This is a genomic window from Pseudarthrobacter adonitolis, assembly GCF_055412845.1.
Map to the genome: position 1 here is coordinate 130,481 of NZ_JBVAYW010000005.1, position 23,801 is coordinate 154,281.

Annotated in this window: 21 protein-coding genes; 5 read left to right on the plus strand and 16 right to left on the minus strand. The window is 65.7% G+C overall.

Annotated elements, in window-relative coordinates:
* The first annotated feature begins 62 nt into the window (after positions 1–62).
* The gene (locus ACZYZ4_RS07920; protein WP_463859702.1) at positions 63–1,577 is read left to right on the plus strand and encodes a helix-turn-helix domain-containing protein; all 1,515 of its coding nucleotides are present in this window, start codon (positions 63–65) and stop codon (positions 1,575–1,577) included.
* A 163-nt stretch (positions 1,578–1,740) separates the two neighbouring features.
* Here ACZYZ4_RS07920 and ACZYZ4_RS07925 read toward each other — a convergent pair whose 3' ends face one another.
* From ACZYZ4_RS07925 to ACZYZ4_RS07935, 3 genes are read right to left on the minus strand one after another with little or no spacing between them, the layout of a single operon-like run.
* A complete protein-coding gene (locus ACZYZ4_RS07925; RefSeq protein WP_463859871.1) occupies positions 1,741–2,742 on the minus strand; it encodes a TAXI family TRAP transporter solute-binding subunit in 1,002 nt (333 codons plus the stop codon).
* Between the two features lies 1 nt (position 2,743).
* On the minus strand, positions 2,744–4,198 hold the full coding sequence (locus ACZYZ4_RS07930; protein ID WP_463859704.1) for a sensor histidine kinase: 1,455 nt from the start codon (positions 4,196–4,198) through the stop codon (positions 2,744–2,746).
* Entirely contained in the window at positions 4,195–4,863 is a 669-nt protein-coding gene (locus tag ACZYZ4_RS07935) for a response regulator transcription factor (RefSeq protein WP_463859706.1), read from the minus strand. The genes ACZYZ4_RS07930 and ACZYZ4_RS07935 overlap by 4 nt, the downstream gene beginning before the upstream one ends.
* 253 nt (positions 4,864–5,116) lie before the next feature.
* Here ACZYZ4_RS07935 and ACZYZ4_RS07940 point away from each other — a divergent pair, with 253 nt between their 5' ends.
* Both ACZYZ4_RS07940 and ACZYZ4_RS07945 read left to right on the plus strand, forming a co-directional pair.
* Complete coding sequence (locus ACZYZ4_RS07940) at positions 5,117–6,511, plus strand: MFS transporter (RefSeq protein ID WP_463859708.1); 1,395 nt, start codon at positions 5,117–5,119, stop codon at positions 6,509–6,511.
* Positions 6,512–6,812: 301 nt separating this feature from the next.
* Positions 6,813–8,105: a serpin family protein gene (locus tag ACZYZ4_RS07945; protein WP_463859710.1), complete on the plus strand. Its 1,293-nt coding sequence runs from the start codon at positions 6,813–6,815 to the stop codon at positions 8,103–8,105.
* 122 nt (positions 8,106–8,227) lie between these two features.
* Here the strand turns inward: ACZYZ4_RS07945 and ACZYZ4_RS07950 are convergent, their stop codons facing one another.
* From ACZYZ4_RS07950 to ACZYZ4_RS07960, 3 genes are all read right to left on the minus strand, one after another.
* Positions 8,228–9,124, minus strand: coding sequence for a hydroxymethylpyrimidine/phosphomethylpyrimidine kinase (locus ACZYZ4_RS07950; RefSeq protein WP_463859712.1), 897 nt, complete (start codon positions 9,122–9,124; stop codon positions 8,228–8,230).
* 244 nt (positions 9,125–9,368) lie between these two features.
* Positions 9,369–10,286 carry a TIGR01777 family oxidoreductase gene (locus ACZYZ4_RS07955; protein WP_463859714.1) on the minus strand — a complete coding sequence of 306 codons (918 nt, stop codon included), beginning with the start codon at positions 10,284–10,286 and terminating at the stop codon, positions 9,369–9,371.
* 31 nt (positions 10,287–10,317) lie between these two features.
* Positions 10,318–10,974 (minus strand): TetR/AcrR family transcriptional regulator, encoded by a 657-nt coding sequence (locus ACZYZ4_RS07960; RefSeq protein WP_463859715.1) that lies wholly within the window; start codon positions 10,972–10,974, stop codon positions 10,318–10,320.
* Positions 10,975–11,154: 180 nt separating this feature from the next.
* Between ACZYZ4_RS07960 and ACZYZ4_RS07965 the strand changes: the two genes are divergently transcribed.
* Complete coding sequence (locus ACZYZ4_RS07965) at positions 11,155–11,871, plus strand: queuosine precursor transporter (protein WP_463859718.1); 717 nt, start codon at positions 11,155–11,157, stop codon at positions 11,869–11,871.
* A gap of 136 nt (positions 11,872–12,007) precedes the next feature.
* On the opposite strand, the gene ACZYZ4_RS07970 is transcribed toward ACZYZ4_RS07965, so the two are convergent.
* From ACZYZ4_RS07970 to ACZYZ4_RS07995, 6 genes are all read right to left on the minus strand, one after another.
* Positions 12,008–12,946 carry a type IV toxin-antitoxin system AbiEi family antitoxin domain-containing protein gene (locus tag ACZYZ4_RS07970; RefSeq protein ID WP_463859730.1) on the minus strand — a complete coding sequence of 313 codons (939 nt, stop codon included), beginning with the start codon at positions 12,944–12,946 and terminating at the stop codon, positions 12,008–12,010.
* Between the two features lie 124 nt (positions 12,947–13,070).
* On the minus strand, positions 13,071–14,417 hold the full coding sequence (gene tgt / locus ACZYZ4_RS07975; protein WP_463859732.1) for a tRNA guanosine(34) transglycosylase Tgt: 1,347 nt from the start codon (positions 14,415–14,417) through the stop codon (positions 13,071–13,073).
* 33 nt (positions 14,418–14,450) lie between these two features.
* Positions 14,451–15,176 (minus strand): SRPBCC family protein, encoded by a 726-nt coding sequence (locus ACZYZ4_RS07980; RefSeq protein WP_463859734.1) that lies wholly within the window; start codon positions 15,174–15,176, stop codon positions 14,451–14,453.
* 61 nt (positions 15,177–15,237) lie between these two features.
* Entirely contained in the window at positions 15,238–16,275 is a 1,038-nt protein-coding gene (locus ACZYZ4_RS07985) for a DUF6707 family protein (RefSeq protein WP_463859736.1), read from the minus strand.
* A gap of 86 nt (positions 16,276–16,361) precedes the next feature.
* On the minus strand, positions 16,362–16,901 hold the full coding sequence (locus ACZYZ4_RS07990) for an NUDIX hydrolase family protein (protein WP_463859738.1): 540 nt from the start codon (positions 16,899–16,901) through the stop codon (positions 16,362–16,364).
* Positions 16,902–17,048: 147 nt separating this feature from the next.
* The gene (locus ACZYZ4_RS07995) at positions 17,049–17,813 is read right to left on the minus strand and encodes a VOC family protein (protein WP_463859739.1); all 765 of its coding nucleotides are present in this window, start codon (positions 17,811–17,813) and stop codon (positions 17,049–17,051) included.
* A gap of 78 nt (positions 17,814–17,891) precedes the next feature.
* Here ACZYZ4_RS07995 and ACZYZ4_RS08000 point away from each other — a divergent pair, with 78 nt between their 5' ends.
* Positions 17,892–18,491 (plus strand): YdeI/OmpD-associated family protein, encoded by a 600-nt coding sequence (locus ACZYZ4_RS08000; RefSeq protein WP_463859741.1) that lies wholly within the window; start codon positions 17,892–17,894, stop codon positions 18,489–18,491.
* A gap of 34 nt (positions 18,492–18,525) precedes the next feature.
* On the opposite strand, the gene ACZYZ4_RS08005 is transcribed toward ACZYZ4_RS08000, so the two are convergent.
* The 4 genes from ACZYZ4_RS08005 to ACZYZ4_RS08020 form a co-directional block, all read right to left on the minus strand.
* Positions 18,526–19,692, minus strand: coding sequence for an ABC transporter ATP-binding protein (locus ACZYZ4_RS08005; RefSeq protein WP_463859743.1), 1,167 nt, complete (start codon positions 19,690–19,692; stop codon positions 18,526–18,528).
* Positions 19,689–21,227 (minus strand): ABC transporter permease, encoded by a 1,539-nt coding sequence (locus ACZYZ4_RS08010; RefSeq protein WP_463859872.1) that lies wholly within the window; start codon positions 21,225–21,227, stop codon positions 19,689–19,691. The genes ACZYZ4_RS08005 and ACZYZ4_RS08010 overlap by 4 nt, the downstream gene beginning before the upstream one ends.
* A 45-nt stretch (positions 21,228–21,272) precedes the next feature.
* Positions 21,273–22,328, minus strand: coding sequence for an iron ABC transporter substrate-binding protein (locus ACZYZ4_RS08015; RefSeq protein ID WP_463859745.1), 1,056 nt, complete (start codon positions 22,326–22,328; stop codon positions 21,273–21,275).
* A gap of 162 nt (positions 22,329–22,490) precedes the next feature.
* Complete coding sequence (locus ACZYZ4_RS08020; RefSeq protein ID WP_463859747.1) at positions 22,491–23,714, minus strand: glycoside hydrolase family 76 protein; 1,224 nt, start codon at positions 23,712–23,714, stop codon at positions 22,491–22,493.
* Positions 23,715–23,801: the final 87 nt, after the last annotated feature.

Here is a 23,801-nt window from a genome sequence, read left to right on the forward strand (position 1 = left end):
TTCCGTGATCACTACTTTTCAGCACTTCACAACACTTCTCTAGGGGAAAACTCTGGAAAGAAATGCACTTCTTCGCGTATTCTCAAGAAATGACGTCTGCAAGCTGGAACCGCGAAGTCGCCCTACCGTCGTCGTCCGCCGCCTCCCCGGAACTGGACGTCATCAGCCTGGGCCGCCGCGTGCGGCATCTGCGCAAGCAGGCCGGGTACACGCTCGACGACCTGAGCGCCGCCGTCGGGACTGCCCCCAGCCAGTTGAGCCTGATCGAAAACGGCAAACGGGAGCCCAAACTTTCCCTGCTGCAAGGGCTGGCCGCGGCGCTCAACGTGAGCATCGACCAGCTACTTGGCGCCGAACCGCCAAGCCGCCGCGCGGCCCTGGAAATTGAGCTGGAACGCTACCAGCGAGGGCCCCTGTACGAGTCCCTCAACCTGCCCAAAATCCGCATCAGCTCACGGCTCCCGGTCGATGTGCTGGAGGCACAGGTGGGGCTCCTGCACGAGCTCGAACGCAAGCTTAACGAACAGGTGGCCACGCCGGAGGAAGCCCGCCGCGCGAACGGCGAGCTGCGCGCCATGATGCGCGAGCGCGGCAACTATTTCCCCGAATATGAGGCCGAGGCGCAGAAGGTGCTCGGACTGGTGGGTTACACGGGGGGACCTCTGAGCCAGCACGTCATCGCCGACATCGCCGAGAAGCTCGGATTCGCCCTCCACCACGTGAGCGACCTGCCGCATTCCACCCGTTCCGTGACGGATTTGAAGAACCACAGAATTTACCTGACGCAGAGCCAGCGGCAGGACCACGACCCCCGCTCCGTGCTGCTGCAGGCGCTGGGGCACTACGTTTTGGGGCACGAGACGCCGAAAAACTACGGCGACTTCCTCGGCCAGCGGGTGGCCACCAACTACTTCGCGGCCGCTCTCCTGCTGCCCGAGCAGGCCACCGTGGACTTCCTGCAGAAAGCCAAGGCTGCCAAGGAAATCGCGGTTGAGGACATCCGTGACGCCTTTGCCGTCTCCTACGAGACCGCCGCGCACCGCTTCACCAACCTGGCCACGAAGCACCTGGGCATTACCACCCACTTCCAGAAGACCCACAAGAGCGGCATCATCTACAAGGCCTACGAGAACGACGGCGTGACATTCCCGATGGACCACACCGGCGCCATCGAGGGCCAGCCGTCGTGCAAGGCGTGGACGTCGCGGGCAGTGTTCGACGTGCCGGACAAGTTCAGCGCGTACAGCCAGTACACCGACACTCCGTCTGGCACATATTGGTGTACTGCCCGGACAGAGCGGTCGGCCAACGGCGAGTTCTCGCTGTCGATCGGGGTTCCGTACCAGCATGTGAAGTGGTTCCGCGGCCGGGAAACCACGGCGCGCGAAACGTCCACGTGCCCCGACCCGAACTGCTGCAAGCGACCCCCGGCAGCACTGGCTTCCGAGTGGGCCGGAAACGCCTGGCCGGCGGCGCGCGCCAACACGCACCTGCTGGCCGCGATGCCGCCCGGCGCGTTCCCCGGCGTGGACGAGACCGAGGTCTACTCGTTCCTGGCGGCGCACTCGGAGCGGTAGGCGGCAGGCGGGCGGCCGCGCGGGCGTCACGCAGAGCACGCATTCGGTTCCCACCGGGACGGGTCCGGCCTGGAAATCCCCGGAAAGCTGCGGAAGTCAGGCAGGTGCCCAGGACCAGGCGGGCCAAAAGCATGCTGTGCGTGACGGCTCCGTCGGCTTTTCGCTACCCGTGGAGCTCCCGGTACGCCGCAGCGGCGCCGGAGTGCAGGGGCAAACCGGCGGTGTTGATCAGGGATTCCGGGCTCAGGAACTGGACCCCCAGGCTGGAGCGCGGGATCAGTTCCTCGGCGTGCCCCACGAGTAGTTCGACGGTCCGCTTTACGGTTTGGCCATCAAGATCGCTCCGGCACAGCAGCAGGTTCGCCACGCCCACGGTCCACACGGCCGGAATGCCCTCGTAGGCGCCCGCGGGGATCAGCACGCGGTCGTAGAAAACCCCGTACTTGGCCCGCAGCGCCGGCAGCAGCGGGGACAGATCGAGGAAACCCAGCCCGACGTCGTCGTGCGCGGCAGCAATGGCCGCGGTAGGCACGCCGCCTGACCAGAACAACGCGTCCACTGTTCTGTCCCGCAGGGCCGCGAGGCCCCCGTTGAGGCCGAGGCTCAGCACTGTGACGCCGCCGGCGGTGCCAGCAGTGGGGCTCAGCCCGGCGGCCTCGATCAGCCGCGGAGTGGTCAGCGACGTCCCCGAACCGGGCTCGCCGACAGCCACGGTCCGGCCGGCAAGCGCGCCGATGTCCCGGATCCCGCTGTTTTGCCTGATGACGCAGTGGACGTAGTTTTCGTACACCTTTCCGACGGCGGAAAGTCCGACGGCGGGCGGGTCACCCACCGCTGTGCGTTGGGCCGCTGAGTCCGCAAGCGCGACGGCGAACGTGGCTTTCCCAGTCAGCAGATGTTCGAGGTTGTCCAGGCTGCCCCCGGTAGTCAGAGCCGTGGCTTGGCCGGCCACCCCGTGACGCTGGAGGGATGCCGCCAGCAGCTCGGCGAACTCCAGGTAGAAGCCCCCGGGCTCGCCGCCGGCCACGGTGACGGTGCCCGGACGGTCCGTGGGCGTGCAGGCGCTGAGGGCGGGCAGAAGCAGCCCGGACAACCCCGCCGCCAGCCCTGTCTTGAGGACGGTACGCCGCGCGGGAAGCGTGGGTAGGGCCCGCGCTCCGGTCAGGTCAGGCACGCGGAGCCACCTGCTCCGGTGCGGCAAAACTTCCCGGCACGTCCGCTACAAGTGGAAACTCGAGGCGCGCGATCAGGCCATGCGGCGAGGCGTCCGCAAGCGTCAGCCGGCCACCGTTGGCGGCTGCCAGCTTGTCCACGATGGTCATGCCTAAGCCGGTGCCGCGGATCGTCCGGTGCGCCGGGGACCGCCAGAAACGGCTGGTGGCCGCAGTCCGTTCGTCGACGGAAAGCCCGGGGCCGTCGTCGGACACTTCGATGCCCACCGTGGCTTGGCGCGCGCGGGCGGCAACCGAGATGTGGGCGCCGGGAGCGTACTTGATGGCGTTGTTCAGAAGTTCGCCGACCATCTGGGCCAGTTCCGCGGAGTTGCAGGCGATAGGGACGGCGGGTGCCGGCGGATCTTCCAGCAGGATCGATGCTCCGCTGCGCTGGGCGGCCGGCCCAGCCCGTTCGGCTTCCTCCTGCAGGACCGGGTACGGATCAAGGGGAGCCTGTGCCGCGGGAGACGGGGTTCCCAGCGGGCCCCGGGCGGAGTCCTCGGAGGCCCTGTGCTCGGCGGCCGCCAGCCGAAGTACCCCGTCCAGGATCTCCTCCACACGTTCGAGCTCGGCCAGCACCCCTGCCGCGGCGTCGTGTTCCCGGGCGGTCTTCAGTTCCAGCTGCAGCAGATCGATCCTGAGCCGCAGGGCGCCCACGGGATTGCGCAATTCGTGCGATGTGTCCGCTATCAGTTGCCGTTGGGAGTCGAGGCTGTGGCTGACGGTCTGCGCCATGGTGGTGAATGAACGGCTCAGTTGCCGAAGTTCCGGCGGCCCGGCTTCGGGAAGCTGACCGGTTCGGCCTATTGCCTCAAGTTCGGTGACGGCCGCGTTCAGGCGGTGCACGGGCCGGAGGACCCACTCGGTCACGCGGGACGCGCCCAGGAGGAGCAGCGCAGCCAGGGCCGCCGCCGCCAATCCGACCACGAGCCATCGCTCCCTCAGTTTCTGCCGGGCCGCGTCCAGGTTGACCTCGAGGACTGCTTCGCCCAGGACCTGGCTCGCGCTGCCGAAGGAGCGGGAGATCACCTCGGAGGACGGCCCGAACGGCTCCAGTGGAGTGAGTGTGGTGTCGCTGAGGTTCAGGTTCGCCCTGGCTACCGCATCCCGGACGTCCGGCCTGTCCTCGCTCAAGCCGCCGGAGCGCAGTGTGCCCTGCTGGAGGCGGATCAGGATTCCCTCTCCATAGAGTTCGGAATACCGGTTCATCTCCGTCTGTAACTGTGCGGTTTCGCCGGCGGAAGCTGCGTCGAACGCCACTTGTGCCAGGCGGTTGAGCGACGCGGCACGGTTGATCTGGAGTTCCTGGGTCAGTTCCCGGCTGGTGGAGGTCAGGAGGGCGTTGGAGGCGATGAGGACGATGAGCACCGCCAGGACACTCAGGATGCCCAGGACGCGCAGTTTCACGCCGGGTCCGCCTCGACCCGGTAGCCGACGCCGCGGACGTTGATGATGAAGTCCGGCAACTGGAGTTTTGCCCGCAGCCCCGTCAGGTGCACGTCCAGGGACCGGGAAGAGGCCACGAAAGCGTCGCCCCACAGCGCATCAAGGATCTGTTCGCGGGTGACTACCGAACCGGCGTGGCTGGCCAACAGTGCCAGCAGGTCAAACTCGGTGGCCGTCAGCGGCAGCACCTTGGAACGGAGGGCCGCCACGCGCCGTTCGAGGTCGAGGTGAAGATCGCCCAGCACCACGCTCGGCTGTCGCGTACCGCTATGACGCCCGGCACGCCGGGTGACTGCTTCGATGCGGGCAAGAAGTTCCACGAGCTTCACAGGCTTAACGAGGTAGTCGTCCGCTCCGGACCGCAGGCCGAGCACCACGCTGCGTTCGTCGTCGCGCGCGGTGAGAATCAGGATGGGCACCGGCGTGACTTGGCGCAGTTTCCGCAGTACCTCCAGGCCATCCATATCGGGAAGGCCGAGGTCCAGCAGGATCACTTCGAACTTCCGGTGGACCAGCAGGGCGTCGGCTCCGCGGGCAACCCGGGTAGGGTTGTGCCCCGCGGTCGCGACGGCGGCGGCGAGGGCGGACGCCATGGCGTCGTCGTCCTCGACGATGAGCAACTCCATGGCCTGGTCCCTTATTCGCTGAGCGGGCACCTGCAACCTGCCCGCTTTGGAGATTACCCTTTCTCCCGGCGAAACCTAAGGAAGTGTTAGGAAATGCCCGCCCACGTTGGATGTGCCTTGGATCACGCATAACTTGGATGAGGCCCTCGGCGTTTGAGGGGGACCGTCAACGTTGAGGAGGAACCATGGGCAACGTAGCCATGGACAGCACGAAAGCAAGCCAGAAAGCGGCGCAGCCCAGGAAGGTTCAGCGATGAGCACCCAGCAGGCCGAAGTACAGAGCGAGGCGGCCCAGACCCGCCGGGCCGTGAGCAATATCCTCAAGGGTTCAGCGGGCAACCTCGTGGAGTGGTACGACCTCTACGTCTACACCGTCTTCGCCGCCTACTTCCAGTCCCACTTCTTCAACTCCACGGACGACCTCCAGGCCGGTCTGGAGGCGATGGCCGTCTTCTCGACGTCGTTCCTGATGCGTCCCATCGGCGCCTGGTTCTTCGGCCGCTACGCCGACCGCAAGGGCCGCAAGGCCGCGCTCACGCTCAGCGTGACGCTGATGTCCGCGGGTTCCTTCGCCATCGCGCTCCTGCCCACCACACAGCAGGTCGGCGTCTGGGCGTTGGTGATGCTGATAGCTATCCGCCTGATCCAGGGTTTCTCCGTGGGCGGGGAATACGGCACCAGCGCCACCTACATGTCCGAGGCCGCCACGTCCAAGCGCCGCGGCTTCTTCTCCAGCTTCCAGTACGTGACCCTGATCGGCGGCCAGATGCTGGCGCTGCTGGTTCTGGTCATCCTGCAGAACGTTATGCCCAAGGGCGACCTGACCGAGTGGGGCTGGCGCATTCCGTTCGCCATCGGCGGCGTGGCTGCCCTGGTGGTCTTGTGGCTGCGGCGCTCCATGGAGGAAACCGTCTCCGCGGAGCAGGTCGAGGCCGCCAAGAGGCCCGTCGCGGCCGGCGAAGCCCAGCCGGGCACCATGCGGCTGCTGTTCACGCAGTACTGGAAGCCCCTGCTGATCTGCATCGGTGTGACCCTCGGCGGCACCGTGGCGTTCTACACCTACACCAACTTCATCCTGAAGTTCATGAACGATACGTCCGGCATCGCCAAGACCGACACCTCGGTCATCAACTTCTGGGCACTGTTCATCTTCATGATCCTCCAGCCCGTCTACGGCATCATCTCGGACAAGGTGGGGCGCAAACCGCTGCTCCTGTGGTTCGGCATCACCGGCGTCCTCTTCACCTGGCCGCTGCTCTCCACCCTGTCCAACACTAAGGACCCGTTCACCGCGTTCCTGCTCATGATGGGCGGCCTGCTGATCGTTGGCGGCTACACCTCCATCAACGCCTTGGTGAAGGCTGAGCTGTTCCCCGCCTCCATCCGCGCCCTCGGCGTCGGCCTGGGTTACGCGATCGCCAACTCCCTCTTCGGCGGCACGGTCCCGCTGCTTGGTGCCGCGTTCCAGAAGGCCGAGCGCGTGGACCTGTTCTTCACCTACGTCACCGTGGCCATTGCCATCTCACTGGTGGTCTACATCTTCGCCCTGAAGAACAAGAAGACCACCCACCTGGACCGCGAACAGGGCGACGCCTGGAACCGCCTGGCCAAGGACGACGACAAGGACAAGGACCTCATCAACGCTTAGCGTTTAGCTGTAGAGGCTCCGGGGGCGTACGACGGCGGGTGGCCGCCCGCCGTCGTCCGTTCACCGCCCAGGATGCTCTCTCAGATCCTGCAGAAAAACCAGGGATGCTCTCTCACTTTCTTGTGGGAAGTGGGAGAGCATCCCTGGTTTTCCTGCGTTAAGTGCGAGAGCGTTGGGGGTTGAGACCGAAAAGACGGCAAACCGTGACCCTACGGGCATCGTCTGGTGCCGCCGTCGCTGGTTCACTGGGAGAAGGCGGATTTCCCGCCAAGTGCCGGCAAGGCAGGTCCCAGGGGGAGAAATGAAGACATTCCGCGCTGCCAGGATCGCGACCGCGGGTGCCCTGGTGGCGCTCACCGCGTGTTCGGCGTCGTCTCCGGAGCTCCTGAAGGCCGACGGCGTTGAGCGGGTTTCGGTGGACCGCGCTGCTTACGCCACTGAACTGCGCTCCTTCCGGGCTTCGGCCCTGGGCCTCGGCGAGGCCCTGCTGGCCGACGGCGGCGACGGCTCCAACGGGAACGTGGTGTCCTCGCCCGGGAGCCTGCTGATTGCCCTCGCGATGCTTCGCGCCGGCGCGTCGGGCGAGAGCGCGGCCGAGATGGACAGTGTCCTGCAATTTCCCGCCGAGAACCGCGATGAGGCCATGAACGCGGTCCTCACCTCTCTGGAGAAGTTCGACGGCGACCCCGGCGCAGTGGATGAGGACAACCCGCCGCGGAAACCGGTCATGCACGCCGCCAACGGGCTGTTCGTGGACAAAGACGTGCCCACCGGCGAGTCCTTCCTGGACACGCTGGCCCGGCATTACGGAACCGGTGTGTACCCCGTGGACTTCAGCGATGAGGGTGCAACGAAGCCCGCCATCGATGCCTGGGTCAACAGGAACACGGGTGGACGGATCAAGGAAGCGCCCGCCAAGTACGACCCCAGGAACACCTTCAGCCTGCTCAATTCCCTGTACTTTGCTTCCGCCTGGAGCGCACCGTTCGACCCGAACGCCACCTCTGACCTGCCCTTCACAACAGCCGCGGGCGAGGAAATCGACGCGCCAGCCATGCATAACGAACTCAAGATGAAGTACGCGGAAGGTGTTGGCTGGCAGGGTGTGGACCTTCCCTACGCCGACGGTTTCGTTATGCGGTTGGTCCTACCGGAGGCCGGAACCGACGCCGGGTCCCGCCCCGCCTCAGCGGCTTTCGGCGCGGATAAGCTCACGGAAATCGCGGACGCCTTCGACACTGCAGCGCTGGAGACCGTGCAGATCCAGTTGCCACGCTGGGACCACAAGTGCAGTTTTGACCTGCGGAAGGTGTTTGAGTCCCTGGGACTCCAGAAGACGCTCGACACCACGGAGGACTTCAACAACATCCAGCCCAAGATGGCGATCACCCAGGCCGCGCAGGCCGCCAACATCACGGTCGCCGAAAAAGGCACCATTGCCGCCGCTGTCACCCAGATCAACGGAGCTGTCACCAGCGCTCCGCCGCAGCCCGAGCGGACCATCGACTTCGACCGGCCGTTCCACTACCAGATCGTGCATGTGGAAACCGGCCTGCCGCTGTTCATGGGAACGGTGGCCGACCCGCGGTCCTGAGCGGACGCTCTCTCAGATCCTGCGGCAAAACCGGGACGCTCTCTCACTTTCTTGTGGAAAGAGAGAGCGTCCCCGTTTTCCTTGCATTAAGTGAGAGAGCGTTCCAGCTGCGCAGGCGTAGGCTAGCGTGCGCCGCCCTGCCAGAGCGCGTCGAACGGAGCGCCGGAGGCCACGCGGTTGCGGATGCCTGCGGTGACAAAGTCCTTGGCGGCCCGGGCAGCTTCCAGCGGAGCGGCCCCCTTGGCCAGTTCCGCCGTCACCGCCGCGGCCAACGAGCAGCCGGCACCGGACACGGCCACCTCGCCCACCTTGGGAGCGCTGAGGACCTCCAAGGTCTCGCCGTCGTAGTAGACGTCGACGGCGTCCGGGCCTGCCAGCCGCACGCCACCCTTGGCGAGAACCGCGGCGCCGCTGAGCTCATGGATGCGGATAGCGGCGGCCTTCAAGGACTCGACGTCGGTGATCGCCAGGCCGGACAGTGATTCGGCTTCGAAGTGGTTGGGCGTGACGAACGTGGCGAGCGGCAGGATCTGCGCCTTCAGGGCTTGGTCCGTGTCCAACGCATGGCCCGGCTCCTGGCCCTTGCAGATCAGCACCGGATCCAGCACCACGTTGCGGAACCGGCCCGCTTCCAGAGCCGCCGCAACCGTACCGATGGTGGCGGGGCTGCCCAGCATGCCGATTTTCACGGTGTCCAGGACCGGACGGCCCGGTACCGACGGCTCTTCCGGCGCCCCGCCGGCGGAGGCCCCTGACGCCGGACCATAGGCCGCCGTCGTAGCCTCCAGCTGGTCCGCAATGACCTGCTGGTCCACCGGCACAAAGCGGTGGTTCCAGTTGTCGCTCGGATCGAAGGACACGATGCATGTCAGATTGGCAATGCCAAACACGCCCAGCTCCTGGAACGTCTTCAGGTCGGCCTGGGCTCCGGCGCCACCCGTGGCTTCGGACCCCGCAATAGTCAGCGCGACGGCGGGAGCGGACACGGGGGACTGGACGGCAGCTGAAGCAAAAGTCATGGCACTATCCTGCCATCCGGCGTCGGGACAACTTGCGCGGCGTGTTCGTCACGGTCATGTGTGGCCACGAGGCCCACAACAGCCAGCCGCCCCACGGCCGCGCAGAATCCGGTCCACAGGACCAGCCCCCACACAGTGTGCCAGTGGGTTCACATGAGGAAGAGAAGGGTGAGAAAGCCGGAGCACGGTGATGGCGGCGCCCGGCAGGAATGCGCCGGGGCCGAACGTCACCCGGGCGGCCGGCTCACGCTGTCCCTTTGGCGATGGTGAGCAGCGCGCGGCCCAGCTCAGGCTGCCGGAAGATGAACCCCGCGTCGAGCAGCTTCTGCGGCTGCACCCACCGGCTTTTCAGCACCAGCTCGGTGTCCGTGCGGACCAGTACAGCACCGAGCCGGAGCAGCCAGGCTGGAGTGGGTATGCCCAGCCTGGCGCCGTATGCCCGGCGGACGAGCCGCATCAGGTCGCGGTTATCCACGACGTCCGGGGAAGCCACATTCACGGGGCCCGAAATGTCCGTTCGCGCGTGGAGGAAGCGGACTGCGCGGTAGAGGTCTTCCACGTGAATCCAGCTGAACTTCTGGCTGCCGGTACCCATATGCCCGCCCAGGCCAAGCCGGGCGAGGGCAGCGAAAGGACGCAGGGCGCCCCCGCCTGGACCCAGGACAATGGCTATCCGCATCGCAATTTTCCGCGTTCCGGGCGTGGCGGCAGCGTCCAGGGCGGCTTCCCACGCGCGCGCCACGTCCACCGAAAAGCCTGTTCCAGGTTCGCCGTCGGACTCTGTCTGGGGCCGGTCATCCGCGTGCCGATAGATGGTGCCTGTGCTGGCGTTGAGCCAGGCCGACGGCGGCGCCTGGCAGAGTGCGAGGGCGCGGCCGAGTGCCGCGGTGGTGGAGACCCGGGAATCGAGGATGGCCGCCTTGTTCCTGGCGTTGTAGCGGCAGTTGACTGACCGTCCGGCAAGGTTCACCAGCAGGTCGGTGCCGTCCAGCACTCGCGCGATGGCGCCGTCGTCGTTCCAGCTGGCCGCTTCGGCCGTACCCGTTCTGGCCCGGCGGCCGATGGTGCGCACCGCCCAGCCGTCCTGCTTGAAGCGGTCCCGTAGGTAGCTGCCGATGAAGCCCGAAGCCCCCGCGAGCACCACGGTCTGTGTCCTGTTCATTTCTTCCCTCAATATTGTGTTCGGTGTGCGTTCAGTCGCGGATGCTGCGGCTCAGGCTGAGGACGTCATCCAGCACCTTGTTGACGCCCGGAATCCGTGCCAGCGACAGGCCCCGCGTGATCAGCGGGACAACTCCGTCCACCAGTTTTCGGGTCCGACGCTGATCTTCCGAGGTGTCGTACACCCAGAACAGGGCGATACCCAAATAGCCGAGCCAGAGGAGCTCGGGCAGATCCGCGCGGAGCTTTTTCGGGGCTGTGGGGCTGGCGCCTTCGACTGCCGCCCTGAAGATGGCGAGGGATGCTTCCCGGGCCGCCGTCGACTCGCCCGCGAAGGGGTTGACGGGCGACGTCGGGCGGATGGCCGTGGCCACGAAATCGGTGCCGAAGCGGTGGTACGGCACCATAACGTCCAGGCCCGCGTGCAGCGTGGTCTTGAGGCGGCTGCCCAGGTCCGTGACTCCCTCGAGTGCCTCGTCGGCCTTGGCTGCATGCTCGGCCTGAACCTGGACGTACAGCTCCTGCACCAGATCGTCCTTGGAGGCGAAGTAGTAGTACGCGTTACCCACGGAGACCCCGGCCTCGGTTGCGATGGCCCGCATGGTGGTCTTCGCGAACCCGATCTCCCGGAACATCCGCAGCGCGACGTCCGCTACAAGTTGCCTGGTTTGCTCGCTTTTGGCGGCCATGATTTCTCCCCTTTTGAACGCGTTCAAAACTGAGTATGGCATGGAACTGAACGTGTTCAAAACCGTGGTGGTGCATGTTCGGTGGGAGAATGGCGTGACAGTGCTAATACAGCCGGCGTCCCGTGCAACTTTCGTTGCGGGAACGGTACGCCGAGCGAACCACTACGAATGGAATCTCTCATGCCTTCCCCCTCGGCCCCTGACGCCCTGCCCATGGCCGACTCCGCTCGGACGGCGCCGAAATTTGCATCGATCGGCTCGCCGTACTTCGGCATCATGCTGGCGTTTATGGCCGTGGTGCTGATCCTGTCCAACATCGGGGCGTCCAAGGGCGTCGCGATCGGCCCGATCATCACAGACGGCGGCTTCTTCCTGTTCCCGCTCGCCTACATCCTGGGCGACGTCATCAGTGAGGTCTACGGCTTCAAGGTGGCGCGCAAAGCCATTATCACCGCCTTCGCCCTGTCCGTCTTCGCCTCAGTTTGCTACTGGGTGATCATCGCCCTGCCCGGCTTTGATGACGACTTCGGCACCTCCAAGCAGGCCGCCCTTGAAGGGGCTTTGGGCCCGGTGCCGCAGATTGTGCTCGCCTCACTGCTGGCATTCCTGGCCGGCCAGACCATCAATTCGTGGATCCTGGTGAAGATGAAGGCCCGTTCCGGGGAGAAGTCCCTCTGGGCGCGGCTGATGGGTTCCTCCGGCGCGGGTGAGTTCGTGGACACCCTGATTTTCTGCAGCATCGCCGCCTCTGTCATCGGCATCACGGACTTCGGCACGTTCCTGAACTACGTGGTGGTGGGCTTCGTCTACAAGACACTCGTGGAGTTCCTCTTCGTTCCTCTGACGTCCTTCGTAATCGGCTGGATCAAGAAGCGCGAACCAAGCTACGGGGTCTAGGCGCGCCTCCCGCGGCGCCAGCTGCCACCCGCCGTTGGACTTTTCCGCCTGCTGGACCCGAGATCGCCGGAACGCGGCCGGGTCGCCGTGACGCTACGGCGAGCCCGTCGCGTTCCGGCGATTTCGACGACGGCGGCTACCGTCGTAGCGCGGTCAGGATGCGGGCTTTGAACTCCTGCTCGCGGGATAGGTCCTTCCATTTCACACGTACGAATTTCCAGCCGTCTTCGGTGAGTGCATTTTCTCGTTGTCGCTCCTGGAACAGCACCTCCGCCGTTGGCTTGTAGCCAAAGTACTTGACCTTGCCATCGAATTCGAGCGCCACCTTTTTGTCCTTCCAGGAAAAGTCCAGTCGGGGCCGTCCGGCCCGGCTGTTCACCTCAACCTGCGGCTGGGGCATGGGCAGATTCAACCTTGCGAGCAGTTCACGGGTGAGGGTTTCGCCTGCCGATTCGGATCTCGGGTCGGCGTGGGTCAAGGCCATGCGGAGGTTACTTATCCCGCGGCGTCCCGGCAGCCCCTCTGCCATGGCGTCCATCAACGCCAGATCCGCGCCGAGCCTGAGCGCGTGATCCACGAGCACCAAGGCCTCCTGATAGCTGAGCATCATGGCGCAATCCACTACTGTCCGCTCGAGCGACGTGACCCGGAGATTGCCTATTGTCACGACGTCCGCGTCCGTGTAGCGCGTGGTGTGCCCGCAGATGTCTTCGCCGAGGCGTTCACTGGAAGGCCGGACCCGCAGCAGGATATGGATCACATCGTCCACGTTCGAGAGGAACAAGCCGTGCAGCCGCGCGGCCGATGTGTGGCTGTAGACGTAGTCTCCCGACGACGTCGTGAGTGTTCCGTGCGCGTGGGCGTGGATCAACTGCTGGCTGCGTATCGTGGCGGACTGCTTGTCCCATAGCTCACCGCGGATGTAGCAACCGTAACGAAGCCGGACCAGCTTCTTATGCTTCAGCAATAACTTGATTGCCCGGGAATTGAGGCCCTTTTCGTGCAGCTGGCCAGTTCGCCAGAGGTTGCCTGTTTCAGGAAGTTCTGGGAGGCGGATTGCCTGAGACTGTGTCATCCAGCCAGATTGCGGGAGCGCGAGGCAGACGGGTAGACGCCGTCGTCGCCATGTGGAAAACCCGAAATCGCCGGGACGCCGGGAAGGCGGGCGGGAAGGACTGGACGGCGGGAGGCAGCGGCGCTTAGGAGTAGTACTGCGCCAGGGTCTCGGCCTTGAACTCGAAGAAGGTCCCGGCTTCGATGGCCAGCCGGGCATCGTCCACCATCTTCACCACGAAGCGCTCGTTGTGGATGGAGATCAGCGTTGCCGAGAGCATCTCCTTCGCCTTGAACAGGTGGTGGATGTAGGCCCGGGAGTAGTTGGCGCAGGCGTAGCAGTCACAGCCGTCCTGGAGCGGCCCGAAGTCGCGCTTGTACTTGGCGCCGGAGAGGTTGAAGCGGCCGCCGGGTGTGTAGAACGCCGAGTTGCGGGCAACGCGCGTGGGGGACACACAGTCGAAGGTGTCCGCGCCGTTCTCGATCGCGGTGAAGATATCGTCCGGCTCGGAGATGCCGAGCAGGTGCCGCGGCTTGTCCTCCGGCAGTTCCTCGTTGCACCAGCGCACAATCGTGCCCAGGTTTTCCTTCTCCAGCGCCCCGCCGATGCCGAAGCCGTCGAAATTCATGGCGCCAACGTCCCGGCAGGCTTTCCGGCGCAGGTCCTCATACTGGGCACCCTGGATCACGCCGAAGAGGGCCTGGTACGGCTTTCCCACGCGGTCGGACGTCAGCCGAAAATGCTCCTCCAGGCAGCGCAGGGCCCACAACCGAGTGCGCTCCAGGGATTCCTCCTGATAGCCGCGGGAGTTCTGCAGTGTGGTCAGCTCATCGAAGGCGAACATGATATCCGCGCCGATCTGGTGCTGGACCTGCATGGAAATTTCCGGGGAAAAGCGGTGGCGGTCCCCGTTGAGATGCGATTTGAACCAGACGCCGTCGTCGTCGATGTGGGCCAGACGTTCCTTGCCCGGTGCTACGGCGTCGTCCGGTCCGGAGGTGTCCACCGACTTCATGTCGATGACCTTCTTGAACCCGGACCCCAGGCTCATCACCTGGAACCCGCCGGAGTCCGTGAACGTTGGCCCGGACCAGTTCATAAACGCACCCAGCCCGCCGGCCTCGTCCAGGATGTCCGCTCCGGGCTGTAGGTACAGGTGGTAGGCGTTGGCCAGAAGCGCCTGTGCCCCCAGTTCCGCCATGGATTCCGGCAGGACGGACTTAACGGTGGCTTTGGTCCCGACGGCGATGAACGCCGGGGTGCGTATCTCGCCGTGGGGCGTGGTGATGGTCCCCGTGCGGCCCAGGAATTCGCCGCCGTTGGCAGATACCTGCGCAGACGACGGCGCACAGCTGTCAGCAAGCCTGGTGCCAACGGTGAAGGAGAACTGCGACTGGTCAGCTGCAGCGGCGGAGCCGGCCGCAGGTGAGACGGGATCAGCTGAGACGGCCGAAACGGAGACGGATGTAGCGGAGGCGGGGTTGGCTGGCACGGTTCCAGTGTGCCAGCAAACGTCGCCGATCCCTCAGCGGGCCGCTTCCGATGTGGGGTAGTTCTCAGCCCGCCAGCTGTCCCAGAGCGAATGGATGGACTCCAGTTTGTGGGCACCCAGATTGAACGTCGAGGCGATCACCATGGCACCGCCGTGCGGCCTTACCCCTTCAATGGCGGGCTGGTCCGCCACGATCAGGAGGCCGTCGCCGTGCTCCGCGTAGCCGTGGACGGTGAGCCCCACCTGGTGGTTGCTGTGGAACCAGACCTTGCCGGTGATCTCTTCCCCGGTGGCCAGCGTCAGCACGTACGTCTCACCCGGCGCAGGCACGTCCGACAAGCCCAGCTTTTCGATGGCGGAAGCTGGCTCGCCGGGAAATTCGAAGAACAACGTATGCCGCTTGCCGCGCGGGTGGTGTTCCAGCGCGAAGCGGAGTTGCTGGAGGAACGTCAGCCAGCCCTGGGTGATGTCCTCGTCCCAGGCCGCCCATTCCGAGTTGTGGTCCAGGGCTGCCCGCGTGACACTGACCAGAGTCCCGGCGGACACCGGTTTCAGGTCGAAGACGTCCCCGCCGTTGGTGGTCAGGCTGGTGTGGTCAGGGGCTTCAACGACGTTGCTGCTGAAGTAGATCGCGTCAATCTCACCTGCCAGTTCATCGGCCTCCCAGCCGTGCCACTGGGACACTTTGGCCGGTTCACGCAGCATGGTCCAGACCTGCGGCGCATCAGCATTTATCACCACGCTCAGATTGTTCGTCATAGCCCGAATCTACAACCCCGGCGCAGCCCCGGGTAGGGGGTATTTCCCCCGCCAGCGCGACTCAGACCCGGACGGCCTCGAGTTCGTTGCTGATCCGGCGCTGCAGTTCGCCAACGCCGATCGTCTCAGACCCGCCGTGTGCCCGCAGGAACAGCAGCGATTCGAGGCGCAGCAGCCGCCACTCCCGCTCGGCCTCATGGTTGGAGTTGTCGATCGAGCGGAAGATCTCTTTGTCGTATAGGTTGGGTTCGTTCAGCGAACGCTGGCGCACCTTGGCGTTCATCCGCGCCTTGAACGGGTCTGTTTCCTGGTTTTCCGGCGTGCGCAGCAGCTTTTCATAGACTTCGGCGCGCTCCTCCTGCCGGTCCTGGCGGCAGATGAAGCTGGATAACGCCAGCGACGCCTCCACGGACGTCCACCGGCCCGGGTTGCCGTCGAACGGCAGGACGTTGAGCAGGTCCGCCACTGTGAGCGCCCCGTCCGGATCCTTGAGCGTGATGAACAGTTCGTGGGCAAGGTCGCTGAGGTCCTTGAGGCAGCTGCCGGATTTGAAGTTGATGCCCTTGGCCAGTCTGTCCGCCAGCAGCAGCACACCAACGGCGTCCGGGTGGGCCTCCGCGGCGGCCTCCACCACCGCTTCGGGCGTGCCCTGCGGCGCCGGAATCCGCGCCAGTTCTTCAGCGGAGGGCCCGCTCACCGCGGGCGGGATGGCCGGCAGGGGAGGTACGACGACGGCGGGAGTCGCCGGGGCTGCCTCCGCTTCGCCGGTGTGTTGGGGCTGTTCGGCAGGGGGTTGAGCCGCGACCGGAAGCTGCGTAACGGCGTCGGGCGGCGTGTCCTGAAGGGTGGTGTCCGGAACCGTGATGACCCGGACTGTTGTGTCCAGGATCTTCACGGTGGAGCCGGCCGCGATGCGGAGGGTGCCGCCGCCGGTGAGGTTTGCCAGGACTACCGCAGGGGTCCCGAAGTCATCCGGTTCAAACTCCACGTGCTGGATTTCGGCGGTGCGTTCACCGTCAGGGAGGAGGAGCTGATCGCCGGTGGTCAGAGATCCAGCCTGCTGTTCGCTGTAGTGCCGGGCGGCTGGTTTTTCGGTCATGGGAGTCCTTAAGTTCTCTTGCGGTCCGCCCTACAGTCTACAAAGCGGGGCGCCGGAAGTCGGGGACGCCGGGGAACCCGCGGGCGTCAGTTACCCACTCCCGCAAAGGCCAGCGCCTGGCGGACCAGGGCGCCGCGGCCGCCGCTGAATTCGAGCTGGACGTCGGCGCTGAGCACTTCCGCCGGAGTCATCCAGGTCAGTTCCAGGGCATCCTGGCGGGGCTCGCATTCGCCCGTCACGGGGATGACGTACGCCAAGGACACCGCGTGTTGGCGGTCGTCGGTGAAGCCGGTCTGGGACGGGGCTGGGAAGTATTCGGCCACCGTGAAGGGGACCGGGCTGATGGGGAGCTGCGGAAAGGCGAGCGGCCCCAGGTCCTTTTCCATATGGCGCAGGAGTGCGGCGCGGATGGTCTCGCGATAGATCACGCGGCCCGATACCAGCGACCGGATCATGTTCCCGTCCGCATCGGCCTGGAGCAGCGTGCCAACCTCGTTCACAAAACCCAGCGGATCCAGCCTGACCGGCACGGCCTCCACATAGATCATGGGGAGCCTCCCGCGGGCCTCAAAAAGGTCGTCTTCGGAGAGCCAGCCGGGATTGGGGTCAGGAGTGCGAACGTTCATGGTTAAGTTCTACCTCATCGGACGGCCGTGGACCGCTGAGGGGTGAGCTATCAGCGAAAAGCGTCGCCCAAAGCGTCGGAATCTCACCCCTCGGCCGGTTCGCGCCGGAGCGCCGCCGGTTCACCCCTCGGCCGGCTCACTGCCGGATCACGGTGAGGCGAGGCGCTGCGAGATCCAGAGAGTGGGCGGGACGTGCGGGGCGGCGCTGGCACGGGCTGCCGCAGTCCCGGTGGTGCCTGCGGCGTCGGGGTTGGCCACGTGCAGGGTCCGGCCGAAGGCTTCCTCGGTTTCGCTGACGTCCAGCCCGGCGGTGGTGAGCCGGTCGCGCAAGGCGCCCAGATCGCCGTCGTACTCAAAACCCAGGCCTGACCGCGGCGGGCCGGATGCCGGGCGCACCATCAGCACCCCGCCGTTTTTGGCGGTAAAGTCGGCGGTTTCGTCGGCGTCGGGGACGGGGCGGAACCTGGCGCCGATGTCCTGCAGCGTCACCGCGGCGGCGCCGGGATCCGCCGTAAACCAGACCCCGACGACGGTCAGGGCCGGATCAGGGTCAGCCACGTTCGGCTCCCGCGCGCCATTGTCAGCGAGGAAGCTGAAGCCGTCCCGGCCGGTGATGCGGCAGGACTCGCCGTGGTCAGCGGCGATGAGCTCGGCGGCGGTATTCCCGGATTCCTCCGCGGCCAGAGCAGTGCGCCGGGCGAATTCGGCCAGATCGCCCACCTCAACGCCCAGGGCTGTTGTGCCGTCGTCCGTGGCACCGGCGTCGGCCAAATGCAGGGCCAGCCGGCCGGAACCGGCGTCGAACTCCCGCCACGGGCCGTCATCAACTGTCTTGGCCATGCCCAGGGCAGTCAAGAGTTGTTCCCAACTGTCCGGCCGGGAGGTGAAATGGACGGGTCTGACACGCAGCATGGGTTCCTCCTCGAAAACCGGGACAGGTCGACTACCGCCATCATGCCACTTCCTGCAGAAGGCAGGCAGAATAGGGCCATGGCCATTGAGCTCGAGGAACTGCTGGTAGCGGACGCGGCGGCGTGGCGGCTGTGGCTGGAACAGCACCACGCCACCAGCCCTGGCGTGTGGCTTGTGCTGCACAAGAAGGGCGGCAACACCACTGAACTGGACTACGAAGCAGCGCTGCAGGAGGCGCTGTGCTTTGGCTGGATCGACGGTCAGGGCAAAAGGCGCGACGACGACAGCTCCTTCCAACGGATGACCCGCCGCGGCCCGAAGAGCGTCTGGTCGGCGCGGAATGTGGACCGCATCGGGAAGCTCGAGGCTGCCGGCAGGATGACTGCGGCGGGCCGCGCGGCCGTCGACGCCGCCAAGGCGGACGGGCGCTGGGAGGCAGCCTATGTGGGGCAGGCGACGGCGGAAGTGCCGCCGGACCTGGCCGCCGCGATCGCTGCCGTCCCCGAGGCCCAGGCCATGTTCGACGTCCTCACCTCTGTGAACCGGTACGCCCTGATTTACCGGACGAATTCCGTGAAGCAGGCGTCCACGCGGGAACGGAAAATCGCCGGCTTTGTGGAGATGCTGGCCCGCGGAGAGGCGCCGTATCCGCAGAAAAAGAAGCCCACCGGAGGCTAACGGGGCAGGATTTCGACAGGATCAGTCACCGGGCTCAGTCACCGACGGGGTCGAGGGGGAAGGCGACGGCTTCGCCCACCACCCGCAGGCAGAGTTCCATTCCCGGCCGGGCAATGGAGGCGTTCCAGTGCCGGATGGTGATGACTTCGCCGCCGCCGGGGTAGCGGTGGTCGGTGCGGCCGGCCAATTCCGGCGCCACAGAGAGTTTGAGGCGCACGGTGGTTTCCGGGCCGAAGTAGTCGGTGTCCACCACCACGCCGCGGATGGGGCCATCCTCGGCAATGCGGATCTGCTCCGGACGCAGCATCAGCTGCACCCGGCCTTGGGCAGGCGGGCGGCGCACGGGAATTCCGCCCAGTGAGCATGTGGCCAGTGAACCTTCCATCCAGGCGTCCAGGATGACGGCGTCGCCCAGGAATTCCGCGGTGGCGCGGTCGGCGGGGCGGGTGTAAACCACAAACGGGTTGCCGATCTGGGCCAGCTTGCCGCCGCGCATCACGGCCACCTGGTCCGCGAAGGACAGGGCCTCGGCTTGGTCGTGGGTGACCAGGATGGTGGTGACGCCGGCTTTGTTGAGAACCTTGGCCACGGCCCGCCGGGTCGCCACGCGCAGGCCGGCGTCGAGGGCTGAAAAGGGCTCGTCCAGCAGCATCAATTCGGGTTCGCGGGCCAGCGCGCGGGCCAGTGCCACCCGCTGCTGTTGCCCGCCGGAGAGCTGGTGTGGCCGCCGCTTGGCCATGGAGGCGTCCAGTGAGACCATGTCCAGCAGCTCGCTGATCCGGCCCGCCGCCCCGCGGCGGCCGCCTGCGAGCTTGGCCGTGTCCAGGCCGAACGCGATGTTCTGGCCCACCGTCAGGTGCGGGAAAAGCGCACCATCCTGGGCCACATACCCCACCTGGCGCTTGTGCGCGGGCAACCACACGCCGTCGCCCGCCACCTTGGCGCCGTTGAGCGAGATGCTGCCGGTGGCAGGATGTTCAAAGCCGGCGATCAGCCGCAGCAGGGTGGTCTTGCCCGAGCCGGAGGGCCCCACGATGGCCGTGGTCCCGCCCTTGGCCACGGACAGGTTGACGCCTTTGAGGACGGCCTGGGAACCGAAGTTCCTGGTGATATCGGTGATCTGCAGGTGGCTGTTGGTGGTGGGTGCCACAGACGGCGCGATCCGCGGTTCCGGAAGTCTGGAGGGTGATTGTTCGGTCACTGTCCGGCCACTTTCTTGGACTGCTGGAAGAGAAGATAGGTCATGGGCGCCGAGAGCAGGATCATGAGCAGGGCGTAGGGGGCGGCGCCGGCGTAGTCGATCTCGCTGCTCTTGCTCCAGAACGCGCTGGCCAGGGTTTTTGTCCCGTTCGGGGAGAGTAGGAGCGTGGCGGTCAGTTCGGTCACGACGGCGAGGAACACCAGCGCTGCACCGCCGGCGGCCGCGGGAGCCGTGAGGCGTAACGTGATCTTCAGGAAGGCATTGAACGGCGACCTGCCCAGGGCGCGGGCCGCTTCGTCCAGTTCCTTGGGGGCCTGTGCCAGCCCGGCGCGGATGTTCACCAACGAACGCGGAATGAACAGCAGCACGTACGCGGCCACCAGCAGCCCGGTGGTCTGGTAGATGTCCGGGGCAACGTTGATGGCCACGGTGACGAAGGCCAAACCCACCACAATGCCGGGCATGGAACTGGTGATGTAGTTGGAGAGCTCCAGGGACTTGCTGAACCACCCCGGATGCCGGACGGCTAGGTACGCCATCGGGAATGCGACGGCGGTCGCGGCCACTGCGCCGGCAAGGCCCAGTCCCAGCGTCTGCAGCAGCGCGGGGACAAACTCCTCCACATCCCAGATCTCGGCGCCGCCGGCCACGATCCAGCGGATCACAAACCACAGCGGCAGGCCGAACGCCAGGCCAGTGAGTGCCAGCAGTCCCAGCTGGGAAGGAATCTGGTAGCGGTGCAGGGGTAGCCGCAGGGGCTTGGACTGGGCGCCGGAGCCGATCCGTGCGTAGCGGGCCGTGCCGCGGCTCCGGACCTCCAGCACCAGGAGGATCAGGCAGAAGAACACCAGGACGCTGGCCAGCATATTTCCGGCCGCGCCGTTGAATGTGGAAGCGTACTGCTGCATGATCGCGGTCGTAAACGTCTCAAAGCGGATCATCGCGAAGGCGCCGTACTCGGCCAGCAGGTGCAGGCCCACCAGCAGGCCGCCGCCGGTGACGGCGATACGCAACTGGGGCAGCACCACTCGGAAGAAGACCTGCCACGGGCCCAAACCCAGGGAGGCCGCCGACTGCTCGATCGCCGGATCCAGCCGGCTGAGCGTGGCCGCGGCCGGAATGTAGACCAGCGGGAAGTAGGACAGTGTGGCGATCAGCGCGCCGGACCAGACGCCTTCCAGGGAGGGTATGGCGGACACCCAGGCGTAGCTGTTCACAAACGCGGGAATGGCCAGCGGCGCCGCCAGGAGCACGGCCCACCATTTGTGGCCCCGCAGCTTGGTGCGTTCCACCAGCCACGCGCCGCCCACGCCCACCACCAGGGTTGCGGGTACCACGATGACCATCAGCAAGAGGGTGTTGACCAGCAGCTCGCCCACCCGGGGGCGGAAGATCAGCTCAATGCTGGTATCCCAGCCAGTGACCGCCGTCATATAGATGACATATCCCAACGGGATGAGGGCGAACAGAGCGAGCAATGTGGCCGGGAGCGCAACCACCAATGGCGGGCGAGGGCTGTTGCCCTTGCCCGCCATCGATGTAGCCGCCTTGGCGGTTAGTTCTGGGGTTGAAACCAAGTGTTAGAGCAGACCGGCCTTGGTCATCAGCTCCGTGACCTTTTTGGAGTTCAGCTTGGAGGAGTCAACCTTCGGTGCCTGCAGTTCGGTCAGCGGAACCAACTTGTCGTTGGATGCCACGCCGGAGCCCACGGTGTACTCGAAGTCCTTGCCCACCTGCAGTTGCTCCTGGCCCTTCTTGCCCGTGATGAAGGCGAGGAACGCGTCGGCAGCGTCCTTGTTCTTGGAGGACTTCAGCACGCCACCGCCGGATACGGAGACAAACGCGCCCGGATCCTGGTTCTTGAAGTAGTGGCTGGCCACGTTCTTGGAGTTCTCGCCCGTCTTGGCCTGGTCACCGAAGTAGTAGTAGTGGTAAATAACGCCACCTTCGATTTCACCGGCGTTGACGGCCTTCATGACCGCACCGTTGCCCTGGTACCCCTTGAAGTTTTCCTTCATAGCCGTGAGCCACTTCTCGGTTTCGGCCTCGCCCTTGAGCTCAAGGTAGGCCGAAACGATCGCCTGGAAGTCCGCGCCGGACGGCGATGCGCCCCAGCGGCCCTTCCACTCGGTACCGGCCAGGTCAGAGAGGGACTTGGGCAGCTTATCTTCGGTGAGCTTTTCCTTGTTGTACACAAACACGGTGGAGCGGGCTGCGACGCCGGTCCACTTGTTGGTGGACGGGCGGTACTCGGCCGGAACCTGGTTCTTGACCTCGTCAGTGAGATCAGCGAACAGTCCTGCGTTTTCCACTTGGGTCATGGCGGGGGAGTTTTCGGTGATGAAGACGTCAGCCGGGGACTTGTCGCCCTCCTGGATGATCTGGTTGGACATCTCGGTGTCCTTGCCCTGGCGCAGGGTCACCTTGATGCCGGTCTCCTTGCTGAACTCTTCCACCCAGGCCTTGGTCATGGATTCGTGCTGCGCGTTGTAGACCGTGATCTCGCCGGAAGCATTGGCTTCTCCGGACGGTGCGACGGTGGCTGCAGGGGTGGTGCTGCCGCCGCAGGCGGTCAGTCCGAGGGCTGCGGTGGCGGCGAGTGCGATGCCGACCAGGGCGCTGTTGCGGATCTTCATTGGGGGCTACTTTCTGGGGAAAAAGTGTGCGGACCGGGTCCTGGTGAGCCGGGGATAAGGGGTGGCTCACTCGAGAAACTGTAGGTTAGCCATACCTAAGGCACCAAGCGGCATGGCCCTTAAGTGATCAGGATCACATGCATTACGGAACTGTTGCGTGACCTAATTCGCTTGCGGTTTTTGCTGGAGGGCCGCTGCGGCCTCCAGCACCATCCAGGCCTGCAGCTGGGTGGAAAGTTCGACGGCGGCACCTGGCGGGTAGGTGGCGTCCGCCGGCTGTGCCGCGTGGATGGAAAACAGGCACCTGCCGTTGCCGAGTGTTGCCGCTCCGGGGGTGGCCGGGCGGCGGCCCGCCCAGAAGGCTTCGGCAGTAGCAGTCACGAGGTCCGCGGCAATGTTCCGGGCGGACTCCGGGAGCCGGGCGTCGACGGCGGCGAGTGCCAGATACCGGCAGAGAATCCCGGTGAAGAGTCCGCCGTCTCCCGTTCCATCGCAGCGGAGGATGCGCCGGGAACTGCCCGGCGCTGCCGCGTGTGTTGGCCCTGCGGCCTGGGTCGGCGCTGCGGGGTGCACCGTCAGATGCTGGGCCACGCCGTCAATGACCGCGGCGGCCCGGGCGAGGTCGGCGTCGCTGCCAAGCTCCAGCAGGGCTCCCAGCACGGGGCCTTGGTTGTAGGTGTAGATGGTGTTCTCCACCATCACGTCGCCGGCAGGGTTGAGCCGCGCCCCGTCAATATAAAGGCCCTGGGCCTGGTCAAACAGCACGGCATTGAGCCAGTCCACCAGCCGCTGCCCTTTGGTCTGCTGGCCTGTGCGGGCGTAGTAGAGCGCCACGGGAGCGGTGGCGGGGGTGTTCTTGAAGTCGCGCTTTTTGCTCCAGAAGGTCCCGCCGCCCAGGTCGTCGGTGGAGGCGGAATCGAACTGCAGGGTTAGGGTTTTGTGGACCCTGGCGTAGCGGCGGTGTCCGGGTTTGCGCGTCTCCTCGGCCAGGCCTTGCAGGCGGTGCGTGGCCAGCGCCAGCCAGGCCATGTCGTCATAGTAGCTGTTGACGAACGTGAAGGTGTTGCGCAGCCTGATGCCCGTGACCAGCCTGGACGCGAGCTTTCCGGCGCTGGGGTGGCGGGGGCCGTTGAACCTTGTCGCAGGGGTCGCTCCGTTGCCCAGTTCACGGCGCCCGGCGTCCACCAGGCAGTCCACATAGTGCGCCTGCCACCAGTAATGCCACGGCCGGAACAGGTTCTTCAGCTGTTTCGACGGCCACTGCACGGCCGCCAGGTGGGTTCCCGGCAGGAACAGCAGCCGCCGGCCGAAGAGTCCGGTGACGGAGCGGGCTGCCACGTTAGCCCTGGCCTGCCAGTCGGTGGGTTCGGCGTCGGGCACGGTCATAAATCTAGCCTAGCGGGTGCGGCCCGCCCGAATTTCAGTTAACATTCACTAACTTATGTTCCGCGCCGGTCTCGTGGTGTTGGGGCC